The organism is Streptomyces sp. NPDC005931, assembly GCF_042871235.1.
In the GTDB taxonomy this organism is placed as follows: domain Bacteria; phylum Actinomycetota; class Actinomycetes; order Streptomycetales; family Streptomycetaceae; genus Streptomyces.
This window is the reverse complement of sequence record NZ_JBIAIG010000025.1, coordinates 19,486-39,530: the sequence shown is the minus strand read 5'-3', so window position 1 is coordinate 39,530 and position 20,045 is coordinate 19,486. Positions and strand designations below refer to the sequence as shown.

18 protein-coding genes are annotated in these 20,045 nt (G+C 72.3%); 5 read left to right on the top strand and 13 right to left on the bottom strand.

The genetic code is table 11. The annotated features are described in order from the left end of the window. The first annotated feature begins 184 nt into the window (after positions 1-184). Together ACFYOV_RS32495 and ACFYOV_RS32490 are read left to right on the top strand one after the other, a co-directional pair. Positions 185-1,669, top strand: a complete 1,485-nt coding sequence (locus ACFYOV_RS32495; protein WP_389094033.1) for a zinc-dependent metalloprotease — start codon at positions 185-187, stop codon at positions 1,667-1,669. Beyond that, on the top strand, positions 1,666-2,193 hold the full coding sequence (locus tag ACFYOV_RS32490; RefSeq protein WP_389094031.1) for an NUDIX hydrolase: 528 nt from the start codon (positions 1,666-1,668) through the stop codon (positions 2,191-2,193). The genes ACFYOV_RS32495 and ACFYOV_RS32490 overlap by 4 nt, the downstream gene beginning before the upstream one ends. Before the next feature lie 33 nt (positions 2,194-2,226). Here the strand turns inward: ACFYOV_RS32490 and ACFYOV_RS32485 are convergent, their stop codons facing one another. From ACFYOV_RS32485 to ACFYOV_RS32470, 4 genes are all read right to left on the bottom strand, one after another. Beyond that, positions 2,227-2,982 (bottom strand): AIM24 family protein, encoded by a 756-nt coding sequence (locus ACFYOV_RS32485; RefSeq protein ID WP_389094029.1) that lies wholly within the window; start codon positions 2,980-2,982, stop codon positions 2,227-2,229. A 17-nt stretch (positions 2,983-2,999) separates the two neighbouring features. Then, complete coding sequence (locus ACFYOV_RS32480) at positions 3,000-3,680, bottom strand: AIM24 family protein (protein ID WP_389094028.1); 681 nt, start codon at positions 3,678-3,680, stop codon at positions 3,000-3,002. A gap of 11 nt (positions 3,681-3,691) precedes the next feature. Next, positions 3,692-5,443, bottom strand: a complete 1,752-nt coding sequence (locus ACFYOV_RS32475; protein WP_389094026.1) for a TerD family protein — start codon at positions 5,441-5,443, stop codon at positions 3,692-3,694. 135 nt (positions 5,444-5,578) lie between these two features. Beyond that, positions 5,579-6,175 (bottom strand): M48 family metallopeptidase, encoded by a 597-nt coding sequence (locus ACFYOV_RS32470; protein WP_389094024.1) that lies wholly within the window; start codon positions 6,173-6,175, stop codon positions 5,579-5,581. 218 nt (positions 6,176-6,393) lie between these two features. Between ACFYOV_RS32470 and ACFYOV_RS32465 the strand changes: the two genes are divergently transcribed. Together ACFYOV_RS32465 and ACFYOV_RS32460 are read left to right on the top strand one after the other, a co-directional pair. Continuing rightward, positions 6,394-7,608 carry a TOMM precursor leader peptide-binding protein gene (locus ACFYOV_RS32465; RefSeq protein WP_389094022.1) on the top strand — a complete coding sequence of 405 codons (1,215 nt, stop codon included), beginning with the start codon at positions 6,394-6,396 and terminating at the stop codon, positions 7,606-7,608. Beyond that, on the top strand, positions 7,601-8,974 hold the full coding sequence (locus ACFYOV_RS32460) for an ABC1 kinase family protein (protein ID WP_389094020.1): 1,374 nt from the start codon (positions 7,601-7,603) through the stop codon (positions 8,972-8,974). Before ACFYOV_RS32465 ends, ACFYOV_RS32460 begins: the two co-directional genes overlap by 8 nt. 37 nt (positions 8,975-9,011) lie before the next feature. Here the strand turns inward: ACFYOV_RS32460 and ACFYOV_RS32455 are convergent, their stop codons facing one another. From ACFYOV_RS32455 to ACFYOV_RS32435, 5 genes are all read right to left on the bottom strand, one after another. Continuing rightward, positions 9,012-9,218 (bottom strand): hypothetical protein, encoded by a 207-nt coding sequence (locus tag ACFYOV_RS32455; protein WP_389094018.1) that lies wholly within the window; start codon positions 9,216-9,218, stop codon positions 9,012-9,014. Positions 9,219-9,355: 137 nt separating this feature from the next. Then, entirely contained in the window at positions 9,356-9,679 is a 324-nt protein-coding gene (locus ACFYOV_RS32450; RefSeq protein WP_389094016.1) for a hypothetical protein, read from the bottom strand. Further along, positions 9,676-10,044: a WhiB family transcriptional regulator gene (locus ACFYOV_RS32445; protein ID WP_125504338.1), complete on the bottom strand. Its 369-nt coding sequence runs from the start codon at positions 10,042-10,044 to the stop codon at positions 9,676-9,678. The genes ACFYOV_RS32450 and ACFYOV_RS32445 overlap by 4 nt, the downstream gene beginning before the upstream one ends. Before the next feature lie 171 nt (positions 10,045-10,215). After that, positions 10,216-10,530: a hypothetical protein gene (locus ACFYOV_RS32440; RefSeq protein ID WP_389094014.1), complete on the bottom strand. Its 315-nt coding sequence runs from the start codon at positions 10,528-10,530 to the stop codon at positions 10,216-10,218. A 166-nt stretch (positions 10,531-10,696) separates the two neighbouring features. Continuing rightward, positions 10,697-12,907, bottom strand: a complete 2,211-nt coding sequence (locus ACFYOV_RS32435) for an ATP-dependent DNA helicase UvrD2 (RefSeq protein ID WP_389094012.1) — start codon at positions 12,905-12,907, stop codon at positions 10,697-10,699. A gap of 208 nt (positions 12,908-13,115) precedes the next feature. Between ACFYOV_RS32435 and ACFYOV_RS32430 the strand changes: the two genes are divergently transcribed. Continuing rightward, positions 13,116-13,373 (top strand): mycoredoxin, encoded by a 258-nt coding sequence (locus ACFYOV_RS32430; RefSeq protein WP_389094010.1) that lies wholly within the window; start codon positions 13,116-13,118, stop codon positions 13,371-13,373. A 69-nt stretch (positions 13,374-13,442) separates the two neighbouring features. Here ACFYOV_RS32430 and ACFYOV_RS32425 read toward each other — a convergent pair whose 3' ends face one another. The 4 genes from ACFYOV_RS32425 to ACFYOV_RS32410 all read right to left on the bottom strand — a co-directional run bounded on the left by ACFYOV_RS32425 (position 13,443) and on the right by ACFYOV_RS32410 (position 19,957). Beyond that, entirely contained in the window at positions 13,443-13,613 is a 171-nt protein-coding gene (locus tag ACFYOV_RS32425) for a hypothetical protein (protein ID WP_351238269.1), read from the bottom strand. Between the two features lie 151 nt (positions 13,614-13,764). Further along, positions 13,765-14,718, bottom strand: a complete 954-nt coding sequence (nudC, locus tag ACFYOV_RS32420; protein WP_389094008.1) for an NAD(+) diphosphatase — start codon at positions 14,716-14,718, stop codon at positions 13,765-13,767. Positions 14,719-14,859: 141 nt separating this feature from the next. Then, positions 14,860-16,272 carry a dipeptidase gene (locus ACFYOV_RS32415; protein ID WP_389094006.1) on the bottom strand — a complete coding sequence of 471 codons (1,413 nt, stop codon included), beginning with the start codon at positions 16,270-16,272 and terminating at the stop codon, positions 14,860-14,862. A 10-nt stretch (positions 16,273-16,282) separates the two neighbouring features. Next, the gene (locus tag ACFYOV_RS32410) at positions 16,283-19,957 is read right to left on the bottom strand and encodes a UvrD-helicase domain-containing protein (protein ID WP_389094004.1); all 3,675 of its coding nucleotides are present in this window, start codon (positions 19,955-19,957) and stop codon (positions 16,283-16,285) included. Positions 19,958-20,045 lie beyond the last annotated feature (88 nt).

The following is a 20,045-nucleotide window of genomic DNA, read 5'->3' as shown; positions in this document are numbered from 1 at the left end:
TCCAGCGGTTGTCTTCAGTACGAGCGCACGTGACGCGTACGTACCAGGTGGCATCCATCCTGCCGCAGGCCGACTGTCGGCGAAGCACCGAGGCCCGAACCGCCCGAGGTGTCTACGCTGGGTGGTGTTGTCGGGCAGCCGTGCCGCCGGAAAGAACCGGCGGCCTAACCAGCCGAGGAATCCCGTGAGTGACACCCCATTCGGATTCGGCCTTCCGCCGGAGGAGCCGGACGACGGCGACGAGGGCAAGAAGAAGGACCCGCAGGGCGGCGGTGGTCAGGGCCCGGCCAACCCGTTCGGCTTCGGCATGCCCGGAGCCGGAGGCTTTGGCGGCCCGGGCGCGGACAATCCGTTCGCCGCGATGTTCGGGTCGCTGAACCCCACCGACCTTGGCGCCGCGTTCCAGCAGCTCGGCCAGATGCTCTCCTACGAGGGCGGCCCGGTGAACTGGGACATGGCCAAGCAGATCGCCCGCCAGACGGTCTCCCAGGGCACCGCGGACGGCACCAGGGACTCCAGCGTCGGCCCCGCCGAGCGACGGGCCGTCGAGGAGGCCGTCCGCCTGGCCGACCTGTGGCTCGACGACGCCACCTCCCTGCCGTCCGGCGCGCACTCCGCGGTGGCGTGGAGCCGCGCGGAGTGGGTCGAGGCGACCCTGCCCGCCTGGCGCGAGCTCGTCGACCCGGTCGCCGAGCGCGTCGGGAACGCCATGGGCGACGTCCTGCCCGAGGAGATGCAGGCCATGGCCGGCCCGCTGATCGGCATGATGCGCTCGATGGGCGGCGCGATGTTCGGCACGCAGATCGGCCAGGCCGTCGGCGTGCTGGCCGGCGAGGTCGTCGGCTCGTCCGACATCGGCCTGCCGCTCGGCCCGGCGGGCCGGGCCGCGCTGCTGCCGGTGAACATCGAGACGTTCGGCAAGGACCTGGGCGTGCCGCAGGAGGAGGTGCAGTTGTACCTCGCCCTGCGCGAGGCCGCCCACCAGCGCCTCTTCGCGCACGTCCCGTGGCTGCGCTCGCACCTGTTCGGCGCGGTGGACGGCTATGCGCGCGGCATCAAGGTCGACACGGCGAAGCTGGAGGACGTGGTCGGCCAGTTCGACCCGCAGAATCCCGAGCAGCTGCAGGAGGCCCTCCAGCAGGGCATGTTCCAGCCGGAGGACACGCCGGAGCAGAAGGCCGCCCTGGCCCGTCTGGAGACGGCTCTGGCGCTCGTCGAGGGCTGGGTGGACGCGGTCGTGCACGCGGCGGCGAAGCCCCGGCTGTCGTCCGCCGACGCGCTGCGCGAGACGCTGCGCCGCCGTCGCGCCTCGGGCGGCCCGGCGGAGCAGACGTTCGCCACACTGATCGGTCTGGAGCTGCGCCCGCGCCGGCTGCGGGACGCCTCGCGTCTGTGGGCCTCCCTCACCGACGCCCGCGGTGTCGACGGCCGGGACGGCCTGTGGGCCCACCCGGACATGCTGCCGACGGCCACCGACCTGGACGACCCTGACGGCTTCGTGCACCGCGAGCAGATCGACTTCTCCGAGCTGGACAAGATGCTCGGCGAGGCCGCCTCCCGGCCCGACCTGGAGAAGCCCGGCCGGAAGAAGGACGGGGCCGAGGACCGGGGCGAGGACCGGGGCGAGAGCCGGGGCGAGGGTACCGGCAAGGGCGACGGCACCGAGTGAGCCTGTACGACGACGCGGTCCTCGTGCTCAAGGGGTACGAGGACCAGCCCGCCCTTCGTCAGGTCTACCTGGACCACCTCGCCGCGCATCCGGACGGCATGTGGAAGGCCTGCCACGCGGGCCACCTCACGGCGAGCGCCCTGGTGATCGACCCGTCGCGCGGCCGGGTGCTGCTGACCCTGCACCGGAAGCTGCGCATGTGGCTCCAGATGGGCGGCCACTGCGAGCCGGGCGACGCGTCCCTCGGCGCCGCCGCCCTGCGCGAGGCCACGGAGGAGTCCGGCATCTCGGGCCTCACCCTCGCGGCGGGCGGTCCGGTGCGCCTCGACCGGCATGCCATCCCGCCACCGTGCCACTGGCACCTCGACGTCCAGTACGCGGCCGTGGCGGCGCCGGACGCCGTGCACGCCATCAGCGACGAGTCCCTGGATCTTCGCTGGTTCGCCTACGACGAGGTTCCGGGCGTGGCCGACGAGTCCGTCGTCCGTCTGGTCGAAGCGACCCGGAGCAGACTGACCGCCTGAGCCACGCGCCACCCCCTTCCGGCCTCGGCGCCCTCAGCTCCAGACGTTGCCCTGGTTCTGGGCGCGGGCGCCTTGCTGGCCCATGCCGTACTGTGCGGCGACACCCGAACCGATCTGGGCGTTCTGCGGCGGCAGCAGCTCGCTCGGCTGCACGAGCGCGTAACCGCTGCCCATGAAGCTGAGCTCCCAGCCCTCTCCGGTGTTGCCCCGGCGCCGCCACACCCCGGAGGTGTGCGTCTGTGCCTGCATCTGCACCCGCAGACCGGTGGACCAGGCGACGATCGCGTCGGCGTCGCAGTTGACGTACCTGTCCGGGGTTACCTGCATCAGCAGCGGCATGCCGGAGGTCATCAGGGCGACCTTGCCGCGGCCGGTGATGTTGAGCTGGTACTTCCCGGAACCGGAGATGCCGTACAGGCTGTCGACGGCGATCACCTCGTGGTGCAGCGAGGAGTCCATCGCGAGCACGTAGCTGCTGTCGACCGTGAGCCCGTCCTGCTCGACCTCCATGATGTGGACGTGCTGGGCGAGGTTGGCCAGGTAGACGGTGCCCTGCCCGTGGCAGCGCATCAGGTCCAGACCCTCGCCGGTCCGCGCTCGCGAGCGTGACTGGCTGTTGCTCTGGAACTCGGCGTCGAACTCGACGAGGCCCTGGTAGGCGACCATGGTCCCCTTGCGGGCCAGCACGTCGTCGTGGCCCTCGAGGGCGACGCGGAGCATCTGCTTGTTCTGCAGGCTCCAGCGTTCCTGGCTCTGCAGGTCGTTGTGGGCGAAAAGCGGGCTCTGCATGGTGTGGTTGCTCCCCCTCAGCCCCGGACCCGGAGACGGTCGGTGCTGTCCTCACTGGGCTGGACGACGACGATGCCCTGACCGGAGAAGGCCATCTGGTAGGCCTCGCCGCTGCCGCGGCCGATCAGCGACTGGGCGCGGAAACTGCGCTTGCCCTTCACCTTGAGGTTCGGGGACCAGGCGACGAGGGCGTCGGGGTCGACGTAGGTCTCGTCGTCGCCGCCACCGCAGTCGACGACGATGGGCTTGCCCCGGGAGGTCAGCGCGACCCAGCCCTGCCCGGAGATCTTGGTGTTCCACAGTCCCTGGCCCGCGAACTTCGCCAGGCCCTTCACCCGCTCGACGCCCCACGTCAGGTGGGCGTCGAAGGCGAGCAGGTTGGTGGCGTTCACGGAGATGCCGTCGCCGTTGAGGTTGATCACGACCACGTTCGCGCCGTAGTCGGCGAGGTAGAGCAGGCCGTCGCCGGAGCACTTCATCAGCGGCGCGCCCTCACCGGTCATCCAGTCCCGGGCGATCTGGCGCACGGCGGGCGGGTTGGGCTCGTACTGCACGAACCCCTCGTAGGCGACCATGGAGCCCACGCGCGCGAGGAGGTCGTTCCCGGTCTGCATGGCGACCTTCAGCATGTGGTTGCCGTGGTTCTCCATGCGGGCGGTGACGGGGGCGGGGGCGTAGCCCGCGAGTGGCTGGTTCATGACGGGCTCCCTCAGATCTCGTACGGCTGGACGACGATGAAGTTGCCGGGTGCGCCCCGGAACTGGAGGTTGACGCTCTCCCCCGTGTCGCCGGGGTAGGAGTTGCGGCGCATGCGCACCTGGCTGGAGACGACCACCTGGGAGGCGGCCGACCAGGCGACCACGGCGTTGCAGTCGGCGAACGTCGTGGGGGTGACCGGCAGCACCACGGGCACGCCATGGGTCTTGACGACGATCGTGCCGGTCCCCTGGAACTGCATCGTGAACAGCGCGCCGCCGGGGATGCCGTGACCCTCGATGCGGCGGACCTCGTACTGGAGGCCCTCGTCGAAGGCGAGCACGTTCTCCGCGGAGACGCACACGGCGTCGCCCTGCAGCTCGATCGGATGCAGCATCGTGGAGTTCTCGGCGAAGAACACCTGGCCCTGGCCGGTGCAGCGCATCAGCTGCATCTCCTGGCCGGTGGCGTTGCCGACGATGCGGCCGGTGAAACCGGCGCCCTTGTAGCTGAAGTCGACCTTGCCCTGGTAGAGCACCATGCTGCCCTGCCGGGCCAGCACGGGCTGCCCGCCGATGCCGAGGTCGACGCGGACCAGCTTCCTGTTCTGCTGCGTCCAGCGCTGGCCCGTGGGCGTCTCCTTGAACTGCTGGAGCGCGCCCATCACCCCCGGGCCCTGCGGCGCACCCTGGGGAACACCCTGCGGGACTCCCTGGGGCATGCCCGGGGGCGCACCGTAGGGGGCGGGCTGCCCGGGCAGCTGCCCCGGCGGCTGTCCGGGCGGGGGCTGCTGGCCGTAACCCGGAGGGGGCATCGGCTGGCCGTATCCGGGCGGCGGGGCCGGAGCCTGCGGGACCTGCGGAGGGGCGGCGGCATAGCCCGGCGGCGGGGGCGCCTGGCCCGGGGCGGGCTGGCCGTACGGCGGCGGCTGCTGGCCCGGGTGGCCGTAGGGCGCCGGGGCGGGGGGCGGCACCGGGGAGCCGCCGGGCGGGGTGTGCAGGGGCCCGACGATCGTCGGCGCGGCGTGCACGGACGGCGCGGGGGCCGGGGGCGGGGTGGCGCCCGGCGGAGGAGGCGGCGTGGCACCCGGCGGGGGTGCGAACGCAGCGGGGGCCGGGGCGGGCGCGGGGGCCGGCGAGGCGGGGGCGCCGAAGGCGGGGGCCGGGGCGGGCGCGGCGAAGCCGGGGGCGGCACCACCGGGCTGGGGCTGAGCCTGCTGCGGGGCGGCGGGCTCCTCCTCGGCCACCTCGCCGCCGAAGTTGCGCAGCAGCGCGTCCAGCCCGCCGTCGAAGCCCTGCCCGACGGCGGCGAAGCGCCACACGTCCTTGAGGTAGATGTCGCCCAGCATCACGGCGCGCTCGGTGGAGAACTCCGAGCCCGTGAACGGATAGCGGGCCACTTCCTCGCCACCCGCGACGATGCGCAGGTATCCGGGTCCGACCTGCGACATCTGCCCCGCGCCGTCGAGGGTCGCCGTGAAGGACAGCTTCTTGATCTGCGGCGGGATCCGGTCCAGGGTCACCCGGAACGACTCCGTGTCGCCCGCCTGCGCACCCAGCAGCTGAATGGCTTCCTCGGGGGACTTCGGCTGGTTGTAGAAGACGAAGTACCGGTCGTCCGAGAGCCGCTCGTCGGCGTCCAGACCGAAGCAACTGATGTCGAAGGTCAGCCCGGGGCCGGAGATCTGTACGCCCACGTACAGATCCGTGCCGGCGGTGAGATCACTGATCCTGGCCTTGTGGCCGCGTTGGAATTCCCTGGCCATGCGTACGACCGTCCCCCATCCCGAATGTGAGTGCGTCGCGCCAGGCTAACGGCAAATCCGGACACCGGATGAAGTCGGTACAGACCCGGTACACAACGCGCGCGGGGTCCACGGTGCGCTCACCTGACGCGACGCTCAGTCCTCGGCGGCACCCGGCAGGTGCGGCAGCCGTGCGGCCGCGACCACTCCTTCCAGGTAGCCCCGAGCGCGCTCGGTCCTCGGGTACGCCTCCAGCAGCCTCCAGAAGCGGGGCCCGTGCCCGGGCACCAGCAGATGCGCCAGCTCGTGGAGCAGGACGTAGTCGACGACGTACTCCGGCATGCCCTGCAGCCGGTGCGACAGGCGGATGCTGCCCTCGGCGGGCGTGCACGAGCCCCAGCGCGTGTTCTGGTTGGTCACCCAGCGCACGGAGGCCGGCCTGGCGCGCCCGTCGAAGTACTGGTCCGACAGCCTCTGGGCGCGTTCGGCCAGCTCGGTGTCGCCGAGGGCCCTGCGGCTCTCCTGGGCGGCCAGCTTGTCGAGCATGACGCTCACCCAGCGCTGCTCCTCCGCCTCGGACATGCGGGCGGGGATGAGCACGACGGTGCGATCGCCCTCGCGGTACGCGGAGACCGTTCTGCGACGGCGGGCGCTCCTGCGGACCTCGATCGCGCTCGCCCGTGAGCCGTTGGTGGGCTGGCTCGTCGTGCTGCGCTGTGGCTTTCCGGCGCGGTGCAGTGGGTCGGCGGGCACGCCCCGACCGTACCCGCTGGGCCGAGGGAAGTCCCGGCTCAGGGACGGTTCGGTGCCGATTCCCACCACCATGCGCCGGATTTGTACGACGAATTCCACCGCCTGTGGACAACTTTCGGCGGCACTCGACGCATCCCGGGCATGCTGGCACTCGTCGGCCGGACCATGACCGGACCCGACGGGACAACAGGGACGATCCAGGCATACGGGGGCCTGTCATGCATCCAGAGGTAAAACCCGCGCTCAGGCGCGGATGGCGCGACCTCAACACCGTGCAGTTCGGCATGACGCCGGCGCACGCGCTGACCGTCGGGCCGGTCGACACGGCGACGGGCAGCTTCCTCGACCTGCTCAACGGCACCCGGGGCCTCGATCTGCTGCGCGAGGAGGCCCACCGCATGGACCTGCCCGAGGGTCATGTCGACCGGCTGGTGCGCAGACTGGCGCGGGCCGGGTTGCTGGACGACTACCGGGGCGGCGGCCCGGCCGCCGAGGACCTGCGCGGCAGGCGGGAGGTCCTCGACCGGCTGCTCCCCGACCTCGCCTCACTGACCCTGACCACCTCCGAGCCGGGCGGGGCGATGGCGCGGCTGGCGGCGCGCCGAGCCATGCGCGTGCAGGTGAGGGGCGCGGGCCGGGTGGGCGCGACCGTGGCGGCGCTGCTGTCCGGGGCCGGCGTGGGGGAGGTCGACGTGCGTGACGTCGGCCGGGTCGAACCGTGGGACGTCACGCCCGGCGGGCTGCCCGCCGATGCCATCGGCGAACGCCGGGACGAGGCCGCCCGCCGTGTCGTGCGCCGGGCCGCCCCCGAGCGTCCGCCGCGTCGCGCGGCCCGCTCCCCGCTCGACGCCGGCGACCCGGGCCGCTGCCTGGTGGTCCTCGCCCCGCGCGACGACGTCCGCGTGCACGCGCCCGACCCGGCCGCCGCCGAAAACCTCCTGGCCTCCGGGACACCCCATCTCTACGTTGGTGTCGTGGAGGCAACCGGTGTGGTCGGACCACTCGTCCTGCCCGGCGAGACGAGCTGCGCGGGCTGCCTCCACGAGGACCGCGCCGCCCGGGACCCGAGCTGGCCGCGGCTGGTCGCCCAATGGCGCTCCGGCGGGCAGCGCCGGCCCGTACCCTGCGACGTGACACTGGCGACCACGGTGGCGGGGCTGGCCGCGGCCCACGCGCTGGCCTTCCTGGACGGCCTGCTCCCGTCGAGTGCCGGAGCCCGCTGGGAGGCTGCCCTCCCGGGACTGAACTGGCACGCCCGTCCGGTCCGGGCGCACCCGTCGTGCCCGTGCGGCGCGGCCGGTAAGGGTAAGGAGGAACACATCTCCTCCGAGGACGGGCGAGCGCACGAGACAATGGCGGTGCAGGGGCCGTCGGAGGCGTGCCGTAAGGCGGACGCGGAGCGGCCGGCAGGGACTTGGAGGGCGCATGTCTGATCTTCCCCGCAAGGCGGTCACCCGGACCGCCAAGCTGGCCGCGCTCCCGCTCGGCTTCGCCGGGCGGGCGACCTGGGGACTCGGCAAGCGGATCGTGGGCGAGTCGGCGGAACTCGTCGGGCGCGAGCTGCAACAGCGCACCGCCGAGCAGCTGTTCAAGGTGCTCGGCGAGCTCAAGGGCGGCGCGATGAAGTTCGGCCAGGCCCTGTCGGTCTTCGAGTCGGCGCTGCCCGAGGAGGTCGCCGGCCCCTACCGCGCGGCGCTGACGAAGCTCCAGGAGGCGGCCCCGCCGATGCCGACCCGCACCGTGCACGGAGTGCTCACGCAGCGGCTCGGGGAGGACTGGCGCGACCTGTTCCTGGAGTTCGAGGACAAGCCGTCCGCCGCGGCCTCGATCGGCCAGGTGCACCGGGGGGTGTGGCACGACGGCCGCGAGGTGGCGGTCAAGGTGCAGTACCCGGGCGCCGGCGAGGCACTGCTGTCCGACCTGAACCAGCTCAGCCGCTTCGCCCGGCTGTTGGGCCCGCTGATCCCCGGCATGGATGTGAAGCCGCTGATCACCGAACTCAAGGACCGTGTCTCCGAAGAGCTGGACTACGGCCTGGAGGCCCAGGCCCAGCGCGCCCACGCCGAAGAGTTCGCCGACGACCCCGACGTCCTCGTGCCCGATGTGGTCCACCAGAGCGAGCAGGTACTGATCACCGAGTGGATCGACGGCATACCGCTGTCGGAGATCATCTCGGACGGCACCGAGGACCAGCGGGACCGGGCCGGCCAGCTCCTGGCGCGCTTCCTGTTCTCCGGCCCCGCCCGCACCGGCCTGCTGCACGCCGACCCGCACCCTGGCAACTTCCGCCTGCTTCCGGGCGGCCCCGGCGGCGAGGGCGACTGGCGCCTGGGCGTGCTGGACTTCGGCACGGTCGACCGGCTCTCGGGTGGACTGCCCGCCCCCATCGGTGAGGCGCTGCGGATGACACTGGACGGCGAGGCGGAAGCCGTCTACGAGATGCTGTGCGCGGAGGGCTTCGTCAAGGAGACCATCGAGCTGGATCCCGACGCGGTGCTCGACTACCTCCTGCCCATCATCGAACCGGCGCTGGCCGACGAGTTCACCTTCACCCGCGGCTGGATGCGCAGCCAGGCGGCCCGTGTCGCCGACCCGCGCTCCCCCGCCTACCAGCTGGGCAAGCAGCTCAACCTGCCCCCGGCGTACCTGCTGATCCACCGGGTGACGCTGAGCACCATCGGTGTGCTGTGCCAGCTCGGCGCGACGGTGCGGCTGCGCGAGGAACTGGAGGAGTGGCTGCCGGGGTTCGTACTCGACGACCCGACCGAGCCGGAGGGGGAAGCGGCGGCACCGGCGTGAGCAGGAGCGGCACCGGCCGCCGCCGACGACCGGACCGCTACCACCACTCGGAGTCCAGGCGCCCCTCGATGGCCCTCAGATTCTCCCTGGAGCAGTCCTCGCAGTAGTGGCGACGGACGCCGTTCTCGACGGAGAGGGTCCAGGTCGGGGTGGGTCCCTCGGCCCGGGCGCCACAGCGGGCGCACACCGGGGCCTCCGGCCGGTCCGGGGTGCCGTCGTCGCTGTCACCGGGATGACTCGTCACCCGGCGACCATATCCCCGCGCCCGGCGGTCCGCCCCCGCACAACGCGGCGCGGGGGCCGGTCCGTTCGGCACGGACCGGCCCCCGCGTGGTGAACTCGGCCTCCCGGAGCGGGAGGCCACCGCTTCGGGTCGGATCGTTACTGCATGACCGCCATGGCGAGCGCCCGGCGAGCGCGCCGGGAGGCGCGCTCGGCCCGGCGCTGCATCCGGCGGGCGGCCACCAGGCGCACGGCCCGGCGTTCCCGATCCGCCTCCTGCAGTCGCTCGTGCATATGCGCACGTGCCATGGCTTCTGGGATGAGTTGCATCTCTCGGGTCCTGTTCTGGCGCGAGTCGTTCGCACCGCTGGTGGTGAAGTCTTCGGTCGCGGAGCCTGCGGGCTCGTGGGCGGACGGCATCATCGGGGCCTGCTTCTGGGGGTCGTGCGTGAGGGGGCGGTCGATCGTTCCTGGGGTGTTCATGCCGTGACCGGGTTCTTGCGCGGGCGACCACGCGGCCGCTTCCGGGCGACGACAACGCCCTGGACGAACAGCTCGCCACCCCAGACGCCCCAGGGCTCACGCCGCTCCTTCGCCCCGGCGAGGCAGGCCTCGATCAGCGGGCAGGTGCGGCAGAGGGACTTGGCGTACTCGACGTCCGCGGGCGACTCGGCGAAGAAGACCTCCGGGTCGTAGGAGCGGCACGGGACGGGTACACCCAGGTTCTCGATGGCGTCGTCGAGCGCGGTGAGCGCGGTGAGCGGAGTCAAGGTCGGGTCCTCCGTGGAGCCGGGCTTGGGGATCGTGTCGGAAGGCGGTACGGACGGGGCGTGCGCTTCGAGTTGCACGGTTCGTCTTCCTCGTCTGGTCGTTTCCGGCCGGTTGGCCGGGGTGGCGGCTGGTACCGGGTTCTTTTCTTGTCCCGAGGCGCCTTCGGTCTGTGCCCCGTTCGGGGAAAACAGAAGGGCCGCGGATCCCGGATGGGGTTCCGCGGCCCTGAAGGCGCCGGCCTGATCGAATCAGGCTGGATCACTCCAGGGTTCTGGCCCACGGAAGGCCCACATCAGGTGGTGCTGCGTCGTCTGCTTCCGGAATCCGTCACCGGTCGCCGCAAAGGCATAGGCCTCGGCCTGTGCCACTACCGCTTCCAGTGCCTCGGTCGGTCGCTCATCGCGCTCACGGGCGACAAGACCCGCGAGAGCAACGGAGGACGCCGGACGTGCGGCAGGGATGCCGGACACACCGGTGCCCTGGTGCGAAGCGCCGAGCATGCACAGGGAGACGGCCGAGCGATCGGTCATTTTGACGATGGAGCTGGTGTTGATGCTGATCACTGGACTCGCCTCCTCTCGGCGCTTCGGGGGACTGGGGGTGAGCCAGTCCGGCGGATATGCAAGTACAACACGGAATCAGGGCCTCCGAGAAGGCCGCTGTTCCCGTGCCTAAGAACCTATGGGGATTGCTGGGGCATGCGCAAACTATTTTTTCGACGAGTTGGCATCAGTCCCGTTCTTCGTCACCGGTGACGTCCCGGCCGGCGCAGAGGGCGAGAACATCGGCCCCGTAGCGGTTGAGCTTGCGCATCCCCACGCCCGGGATCCTGGCCAGACCGGGCGCGTCCTCGGGGACGGTCTCCGCGATGGCCATCAGCGTCTTGTCGGTGAAGACACAGAACGCCGGCTGCCCGCTGCGCCGCGCCTGCTCCGCCCGCCACTCGCGCAGCCGCTGGTAGAGGCCCTCGTCCATGTCCGAGGGGCAGTCCTCACAGCGCATCAGCTTCATCTCGCCCGCGTCGGTCAGGGTCCGGCCGCAGACCCGGCAGCGGGCGGGGCTTCGCTGTCTGCGCCTCGGGGCGGCGGACGGAGAAGAAGCGGCCGCCGGCCCGGCCGTGCCGCGCTCGACGCCTCCCCCGCCGCCGGCCCCACCGCGGCCGGCACCACCGGCCGAGCCGGGACGCAGTCCGTCGAGGAAGCGGCTGGGGCGGCGGTTCGGACGGCCGCCGGGGGCGCGGGACGATGCCCACGAGACGTGGAGGCGCTCCCGGGCGCGGGTGACACCGACGTAGAGGAGGCGGCGCTCCTCCTCGATCTGCTCATCGGTCCTGGCATACGTGATCGGCATCATGCCCTCGGCGACGCCGACCAGGAAGACGACGTCCCACTCCAGTCCCTTGGCCGAGTGCAGGGAGGCGAGGGTGACGCCCTGCACGGTCGGTGCGTGCTGGGCACCGGCCCGTTCGTCGAGCTCGGCCACGAGGTCGGCGAGGGTGGCGCCGGGACGGGCGGCGACGAAGTCCTCGGCAAGGTTGACCAGGGCGGCGAGAGACTCCCAGCGCTCCCGGACCGCGCCCGAGCCGGCCGGAGGCTGCGGGGTCCAGCCCTCGCCCGAGAGCACGGCACGCACCTGGGAGGGCAGGTCGGGGGCGTCGTCGAGGAGGGCGTCGTTGCCACCGAAACGCGCCGCGCCGCGCAGCGCGATGCCGGCCTTGCGCACCTCGGGGCGGTCGAAGAACCGCTCGGCGCCCCGCAGCTGGTAGGGCACCCCGGCGTCGGCGAGGGCCTGCTCGTAGGTCTCGGACTGGGAATTGGTGCGGAACAGGACGGCGATCTCGCTCGCCGGGATCCCGGCGTCCATCAGCTCACGGATGCGGCGCGCCGCGCCCTCGGCCTCGGCGGGCTCGTCGGGGTACTCGGTGAAGACCGGCTCGGGCCCCGGGGGCCGCTGGGAGACGAGTTCCAGCCGGTGGTCGGCGGCACGTCCGCGGGCCTGGGCGAGCAGGCCGTTGGCCAGGTGCACCACCTGGGGCGTGGAACGGTAGTCACGGACCAGTTTGACGACGGTGGCACCGGGGTGGCGGACGCGGAAGTCGAGCAGATGGTCGGGGGTTGCGCCCGTGAACGAGTAGATCGTCTGACTGGCGTCGCCGACCACGCACAGGTTCTCCCGGTCGCCGAGCCAGAGCTCCAGCAGCCGCTGCTGGAGGGGGCTGACGTCCTGGTACTCGTCCACGACGAAGTGCTGGTACTGGGCACGGACCTGTTCGGCGATGTCCTGCCGGTCCTGGAGGACGGCCACGGTGAGCAGCAGGACGTCCTCGAAGTCGATGACCGCGCGCTCCCGCTTGAGGTCCTCGTAGGCGGAGTAGAGCTGGGCGATCTCCGCCGGGTTGCGGGGGGCCTCGCGGCCGGCCTTCGCGGCTGCGAGCGCGTAGTCGGCGGGGACGGTCTGGGTGACCTTGGACCACTCGATCTCGGCGGTCACGTCCCGCAGCTCGCCGCGGTCCAGCCGGATGCGGCAGGCGGCCGCGGCGTCGGCGACGAGCTGGATCTTGCGGTCGACGAGCCGGGGCATGGAGCCACCGATGGCTTTCGGCCAGAAGTACTGGAGCTGGCGCAGCGCCGCCGAGTGGAAGGTGCGGGCCTGGACGCCGACGGCGCCGAGCTGACGCAGCCGGCCGCGCATCTCCCCGGCGGCGCGGTTGGTGAAGGTGACGGCGAGCACGCTGGACGGCTGGAGGATGCCGGCGCGCACCCCGTAGGCGATGCGGTGGGTGATCGCCCGGGTCTTGCCCGTACCGGCGCCCGCAAGCACGCACACCGGACCGTGCAGGGCGGTGGCAACCTCGCGCTGCTCGGGGTCGAGCCCTTCGAGCACCGCGTCGGCCGAGTCCGGTACCTGCGGGAAGAGGGTGGAATGCGTTGCTGCTGTCACACCGCCATGCTGCCAGGTCGCCGGAGACGGGTGAGCCGGTTGTCCACAGGCAGGCCCTCGCAGTCATATGAATGCGGCAGGCCTGCCGTCTGCATGCGACAGGCCTCACGTCGGCAGGACAGCACGGGACGCCCCGGGAATGGTGACGCTTTCAAGCACGTTCCCCCACTGCGAGAACTTCCCCGAGTCGCCGAAGGAGCGCGAAGACATGCCGGGCACTGTGACGATGTACAGCACCACGTGGTGCGGCTACTGCCGTCGGCTGAAGAGCCAGATGGACCGCGAGGGCATCGAGTACACCGAGATCAACATCGAGCAGGACCCGGAGTCGGCGGCCTTCGTGGAGAAGGCGAACGGTGGGAACCAGACCGTTCCCACTGTTCAGGTAGTTCCCTCCAGTGGTGGCAGTGAGGTCGTGATGACGAACCCGAGCCTTGCCCAGGTGAAGCAGGCGCTCGGCGTCTGACCTCGTCATTTCGCACAGCGGCCCTCGCCTCTGCCTTGAGCGCGGGGGCCGCTTCGTTCGCCGAGTCTTCTACCGCCGCTTCCAGAAGCTCATCAGTTCGGCCAAGGCTCGGATGATCTCCGGTCGGTGCCCTGGCTCGGCATCCCTCAGCGCAATGACCAGAGCCGACAACATCATGACGGCCAAGAGCGCCACGAAGGCCAGCAATACATACGGCCCTGAAATGGCCAGCTCCTGCATGACGGCCCACACAGCGCCCCCTCCTCGACGGGTCTGACCGCCGTCTTCGAGAAGGGTGAGAGGGGGCCGTCCCTGCCGGGGCGGCCCCCTGTGCTGTGCGCGGGGCTGCCGCGCCGGGCTCTTTTCCGGGCGCGGGGCTGCTCCGTCGGGGTCAGAACACGCTGCGGGTCGGCAGGGGCTTGCCGTACCACAGCTCGATCAGGCGGGCCGCGATCGAGATGCCGTAGGGCGGCAGCACCTCGCCGGAGGCGAAGGCCGCGTCGAGTTCCTCGCGGGAGAACCAGCGGGCCTCGTGGATCTCGTCGCCGTCCACGTCGATGCCGGTCGAGGTGGCGCGGGCGACGAAGCCCAGCATCAGGCTCGAGGGGAAGGGCCAGGGCTGGCTGGCGATGTACTCGACCTCGCCGACGGTGATCCCGACCTCCTCGTGGACCTCGCGGCGCACCGCCTGCTCGATGGACTCGCCGGGCTCGACGAAACCGGCGAGCGTGGAGAAGCGGCCCTCGGGCCAGTGAACCTGGCGGCCGAGCAGGATACGGTCGCGGTCGTCGGTGACGGCCATGATCACGGCCGGGTCGGTGCGCGGGTAGTGCTCGGCGCCGCAGGCGGGGCAGCGGCGGATGTGACCGGCCGCGGCGATGACGGTGCGCTCGCCACAGCGGGAGCAGAAGCGGTGGGTGCGCTGCCAGTTCTCCAGTCCCACGGCGTGCACCATCAGTCCGGCGTCGCGCGGATTCAGCAGCAGGCCGGCCTCTCTGAGGCCCGCCGGGCGGGCGGACTGGTCCATGCGGCCGGGCAGTGAGTCCTTCTGGAGTGCGAAGTAGCTCACGCCGTCCTGGTCGATGCCGAGGAAGTAGCGGTGCGCCTCGGTGAGCGGGGCCTCGAAGGAGGGGGTCATGACGAGTTCGGTACGCCCGTCCGCAGTCTCGTCGATGAGGACCTGGCCGCCGGAGACCACGAAGCAGCGCGTCGAGGGGTGGCTCCACGCCGCCGCGAGCCAGGCCTCGTCGAGCCGGTGGTGGGCGGCGCGGTCGATGCCGCTCGGGGCGGTGAGCGAGACGGGGCGGTCGGTGTGGTCGGTCCTGGTGGTCACGGGTGCTTCCAACTCCCCCGGTGGAACGGATTGTGTCGGCGGACGGTTCGTCGGGACGGACGGCGGGAGGCGACCGGGTGGGCGGCGCGCAACGGTGCGGGGCCCTTCAAGTGTGCCCCGCGCGGGCGGCCGGTACGGACGCGCGGAGTGTGCTCAGGGTGCGGGCCGCCAGTTCTCCGCGAGGTCGCCCCACAGGTACGCGGTGGTCTCGACGCCCTTGAGGAGCAGATCGAGCTCGACCTTCTCGTCGGGGGCGTGCCATCCGTCGGACGGGACCGAGATGCCGAGGAAGAGCACCGGGCTGCCGAGGACGTCCTGGAGGTCGGCGACCGGGCCGGAACCGCCTTCGCGGGTGAAGCGGACGGGTGCGTCGAAGGCGCGGCCCATGGCACGGACCACGGATTGCAGGGCCGGGTGGTCCAGCGGTGTCAGGCACGGGCGGGTGGCGGGGCTGAAGGAGATCTCGCAGCGGATTCCCTCGGGCACCTGTCCGGACACCCAGTCGCGGACGGCTTTCTGCACGTGCTCCGGGTGCTGGCCGGCGACCAGCCGGAAGGACAGCTTGACCATGGCGGAGGACGGGACGATCGTCTTGCTGCCGGGGCCCTGGTAGCCGCCGCCGATGCCGTTGACCTCGGCGGTGGGGCGGGCCCAGATGCGCTCCAGGGTGGTGTATCCGGCCTCGCCGTGGGTGCTGCGGGACTTGGCGGTGTGCAGCCACCGCTCCTCGTCGAAGGGAAGTTGGGCGAAGAGTTCGCGCTCGCGCTCGGTGAGTGCGACGACGCCGTCGTAAAAACCGGGGATCGCCACGCGCGCGTGCTCGTCGTGCAGGGCGGCGACCAGGCGGGCGACGGCGGTGGCCGGGTTGGGCACCGCGCCGCCGAAGGAACCGGAGTGGATGTCCTGGTCGGGCCCGTACAGCCGGATCTCGCACTCGGCGAGGCCGCGCATGCCGGTGCACACGGTGGGGGTGTCCTCGGACCACATGCCGGTGTCGGAGATGATCACGGCGTCCGCGGCCAGCCGGTCGGCGTGCTGCTCGACGAGGGTGCGGAAGTGCGGGGAGCCGGACTCCTCCTCGCCCTCGATCAGCAGCTTGAGGTGCACGGCCGGGGTGGTGCGGCCGGTGGTGGCGAGGTGCGCCCGGACGCCGAGGGTGTGGAAGAAGACCTGCCCCTTGTCGTCGGCGGCACCGCGCGCGTAGAGGCGGCCGTCCCGGACGACGGGTGCGAAGGGCTCGCTGCTCCAGCCGTCCTCGTGGGCGGCGGGCTGCACGTCGTGGTGGCCGTAGACCAGCACCGTGGGTGCCTCGGGGTCGTCGGAGGGCCATTCGGCGTAGACGGCCGGGGCGCCCGGGGTCTGCCAGACCTCGGTGGTCGGGAAGCCGGTCTCCTCGAGCTTGGCGGCGAGCCAGTCGGCGCTGCGGCGCACGTCGGCGGCGTGGTCGGGCCGGGCCGACACGGAGGGGATCCGCAGCCAGTCGGCGAGGTCGTCGAGGAAGGCGGCGCTGTGCTGCTCGATGTACGTACGGACGGCGCTGACGGCACTGTCAACGGGCTGGCTCATGGTCAGGAGCCTATCGGCCCGCGGCGGTGTCCTCGGAGTGCGGTATCTCACCGGTCGTCGGTCCCTCCAGCAGCAGCCGCTCCAGTTCCGCGCGTCCGGGCAGCGCCTCTGGGCGCACGACCTCGCCGGTGCGTACGTACAGGAACGCGGCGGTGACGGAGTCCAGGGGGACGTTCTGCTGTTCGGCCCAGGCGAGCCGGTAGACGGCGAGCTGGAGCGGATCGGCGGTGCGGCTCCGGTTGGTCTTCCAGTCGACGATCTCGTACGTGGCCCCGTTTCCGTCGCCCTCCTTGTAGACGGCGTCGATGCGGCCCCGCACCACGCGTCCGGCGATGGACAGCTGGAACGGTGCCTCGACGCGGTAGGGGGTGCGGCGGGCGTACCGGGTGCGTTCGAAGGCATCCTTGAGGGCCTCGAGGTCGCGTTCGTCGGCGATCTCGGCGTCGCCGCCGGGCAGCTCCTCGGGCTCCAGCAGGGGCAGCGTCAGCTCCTCGAAGCGTGCCTCGACCCAGGCGTGGAAGCGGGTGCCGCGGCGTGCGGCGGGCTGCGGCGGGCGGGGCATGGGCCGGGCCAGCTCCTGGGCGAAGCCGTCCGGGTCGGCGGCCAGGCGCAGCAGTTGGGAGGCGGTCAGCGACGCGGGCAGCGGGACGTCGGTCACGGCGTCCCGGGCGCGGAGCAGCTCCCCGGTGAGCGCGTCGAGGTCGCGGTCCCAGGAGGCGACGATGCGGGCCTCCTCGGGGGTGAGGCGGCCGGACACCGGCTCCGTGGGGCGGGGTCCGGGGGTGTGCTCCGTGCGGGTGGGCTGCGGGGGCGGCGCCTGGTGCGGCACGGTCGGGCGTGCGGGGCGCCGGGAGTCCCATTCGCCGGGATCGTCCTCGGAGCGGGGGTCGGTGCGGGCGGTCTGCTCCGGGACGGGGATGTGGTCGGGGTCGGGGATGTGGTCGGGGGGGATGTGGTCGGGGGGGATGTGGTCGGGGTCGGGGATGTGGTCGGGCTCGTTGGCGTCCTCCGGGACGTCGTCGGGGAAACCGTCGTCGTAGCCCTCCGCGAAGTCCATGGGGAGGTCTTCCGGGAAGTCCTCCGGCACGGGGCCGGGTCCGCCGTGGAAGTCGTCGTCGTCCGGCGGGGGCGGCCAGTCGGGGTCGTCGTACGTGTCCGTGTCGTGCACGGCGGCGGGATCGGTGGCGATGCGGTCCAGGTGGGCCAGGACGGTCTCGGCGGCCGCCCGGCGTCTCCTGAGGGCGGCGTCGTCCAGGGGCAGGGGCCACGCCTGGTCGTCGGCGGCCCGGCGCAGGGCGGGGTTCTCGGCTTCCTCGGCGGGCTCGTCCGCCCACGCCTCGATCTCGCCGTAGCCGGCGACGCAGTGGTCGTACAGGGCCCGGAGGAAGTCGGACGGGCCGCGCGGCTTCTTCTGGGTGGGGCCCCACCAGTGGCCGGAGCCGAGCAGCAGGGAGCGGGGGCGGGTGAAGGTGACGTAGCCGAGGCGTAGTTCCTCGGTGTGCTGGTGGTCCTTCATGGCCTGGTGGAAGGCCTTGAGGCCGCGGGCGTCCCAGGAGGGGACGTCGGGCAGGGTGTCGGCGTCGCCGCGCAGTTCGTGCGGCAGGACCTTGCCCTGGGCGGTCCACTTCTCCCGCCCCTGGCCGCTGGGGAAGGTGCCCTTGACCAGTCCGGGGACGGCCACGACGTCCCACTCCAGGCCCTTTGACTTGTGCGCGGTCAGCACCTTGACGGTGTTCTCCCCGCCGGGCAGCGCATTGTCGAGGCCCTTTTCGTACTGGGCGGCGGTGCGCAGGAAGCCGAGGAAGGCGAGCAGGGTGGCCTCGTTGTCGCCGGCGGCGAAGGAGGCGGCGATGTCCAGGAAGTTGGAGAGGGTCTCGCGGCGGCGTGCGGCGAGGGCGTGCGGCGACGCGGAGAGTTCCACCTCCAGGCCGGTGACGGCGAGGACCCGGTGCAGGACGTCCATCAGCGGGTCGGCCAGAGAACGGCGCAGGTCGCGCAGTTCCGCGGCCAGGCGGGCGAAGCGCACGCGCGCGTCCGGCGAGAAGGGCAGCCCGTCGTCGTCCCAGCGGCCGTCGAGCGGCGTCTCCAGGAAGGTGTCGAGGGCATCGGCGAGCGAGACGACCTCCGACGGGTCGACGCCCTCGACGGCCGCGGCGAGCCGGCGGTCGGGATCGTCGCCGTCCGCCACGCGCGCGTGCGCCACGAGCAGTCGGGCGCGCCTGCCCAGCAGGGCGAGGTCGCGCGGGCCGATGCGCCAGCGCGGGCCGGTGAGCAGACGGACGAGGGAGGCGTTGGCGCCGGGGTCCTGGAGCACCTCGCAGACGGCGACCAGGTCGGCGATCTCGGGCAGGTGCAGCAGTCCGGACAGGCCCACGACCTCGACGGGGACGTCCCGGGCGACCAGGGCGCCCTGGATCTCGGCGAAGTCGGTCGCCGTGCGGCACAGGACGGCGATCTCGCCGGGCGCCTTGCCGGTGCGCACCAGGTGGGCGATGGAGTCGGCGAGCCAGCCGATCTCCTCGGCGTGGGTGGGCAGCAGGGCGCAGCGGACCGTGCCGTCGCGTTCGGCGCCGGGGGCCGGGCGGAGGGCCTCCACGCCCGCGTGCATGGCCCGCAGCGGCTCGGCGAGGCCGTTGGCGAGGTCCAGCAGGCGCCCGCCGCTGCGGCGGTTCTCGCTGAGCGACTGGCGGGTGGCGGGGCGGCCGTCGGTGTGGGGGAAGTGCTCCGGGAAGTCGTCGAGGTTGGCGACGGACGCGCCGCGCCACCCGTAGATCGCCTGACAGGGGTCGCCGACGGCGGTCACGGGGTGCCCGGTGCCGCCTCCGAACAGGCCCGCCAGGAGGACGCGCTGGGCGACCGAGGTGTCCTGGTACTCGTCGAGCAGGACCACCCGGAACTCGTCGCGCAGGACGCGGCCCACCTCCGGGATGGCGGCGAGCCGGGCGGACAGGGCGATCTGGTCGCCGAAGTCGAGCAGGTCGCGGTCGCGTTTGGCGGCCCGGTAGCGCAGCACGAGCTCGGCGAGTTCGCGCCGCGCGGCGGCGGCGTCGGGCACCTTGCGCAGATCGGCGTTGGTCAGCCTGGTGTTCCGGAGGCTGCGCAGCAGCTCGCCGTCGTACGCACGCAGGTCCTCCGGCCGTACGAGGTGCTCGGCGAGCTCGGCGTCGAGGGTGAGGAGGTCGCCGACGAGGTCCGGGAAGGAGCGGGTCAGGGCCGGGTAGGGGCCGGGGGACTCGCGCAGGACACGCGCGGCGAGCTGGTAGCGGGTGGCGTCGGCGAGCAGCCGGGAGGAGGGTTCCAGGCCGATGCGCAGTCCGTGGTCGGTCAGCAGACGGCCCGCGAACGCGTGGTACGTGGAGATCACCGGCTCGCCCGGCGGGTCGTCAGGGTCGATGGCGTCCGGATCGGTGACGCCGGCCTTGATCAGCGCCTTGCGGACGCGTTCGGCGAGCTCCCCGGCGGCCTTGTTGGTGAAGGTGAGGCCGAGCACCTGTTCGGGGGCGACCTGGCCGGTGCCGACCAGCCACACCACGCGTGCCGCCATCACCGTCGTCTTGCCCGATCCGGCCCCGGCCACGATCACCTGCGGGGCGGGCGGCGCCGTGATGCAGGCCGTCTGCTCCGGGGTGAAGGGGATGCCGAGGAGCTCCTTGAGCTGATCGGGATCGGTGATACGAGCGGGCACGTCCGAGAGGCTATCGGCGACCACTGACAGGAGATGCCGGCATCGCCTGCCGGGAGCGAAGAGCCGCAGGTCGGCACGGGTGGTGGGA

Coding starts and splice junctions, on each gene's coding strand:
- ACFYOV_RS32485 (WP_389094029.1), bottom strand. CDS start 2,982: ATGCAGAGCCCGCTTTTCGCCCACAACGACCTGCAGAGCCAGGAACGC.
- ACFYOV_RS32480 (WP_389094028.1), bottom strand. CDS start 3,680: ATGAACCAGCCACTCGCGGGCTACGCCCCCGCCCCCGTCACCGCCCGC.
- ACFYOV_RS32475 (WP_389094026.1), bottom strand. CDS start 5,443: ATGGCCAGGGAATTCCAACGCGGCCACAAGGCCAGGATCAGTGATCTC.
- ACFYOV_RS32465 (WP_389094022.1), top strand. CDS start 6,394: ATGCATCCAGAGGTAAAACCCGCGCTCAGGCGCGGATGGCGCGACCTC.
- ACFYOV_RS32460 (WP_389094020.1), top strand. CDS start 7,601: ATGTCTGATCTTCCCCGCAAGGCGGTCACCCGGACCGCCAAGCTGGCC.
- ACFYOV_RS32450 (WP_389094016.1), bottom strand. CDS start 9,679: ATGAACACCCCAGGAACGATCGACCGCCCCCTCACGCACGACCCCCAG.
- ACFYOV_RS32430 (WP_389094010.1), top strand. CDS start 13,116: ATGCCGGGCACTGTGACGATGTACAGCACCACGTGGTGCGGCTACTGC.
- ACFYOV_RS32425 (WP_351238269.1), bottom strand. CDS start 13,613: ATGCAGGAGCTGGCCATTTCAGGGCCGTATGTATTGCTGGCCTTCGTG.
- ACFYOV_RS32415 (WP_389094006.1), bottom strand. CDS start 16,272: ATGAGCCAGCCCGTTGACAGTGCCGTCAGCGCCGTCCGTACGTACATC.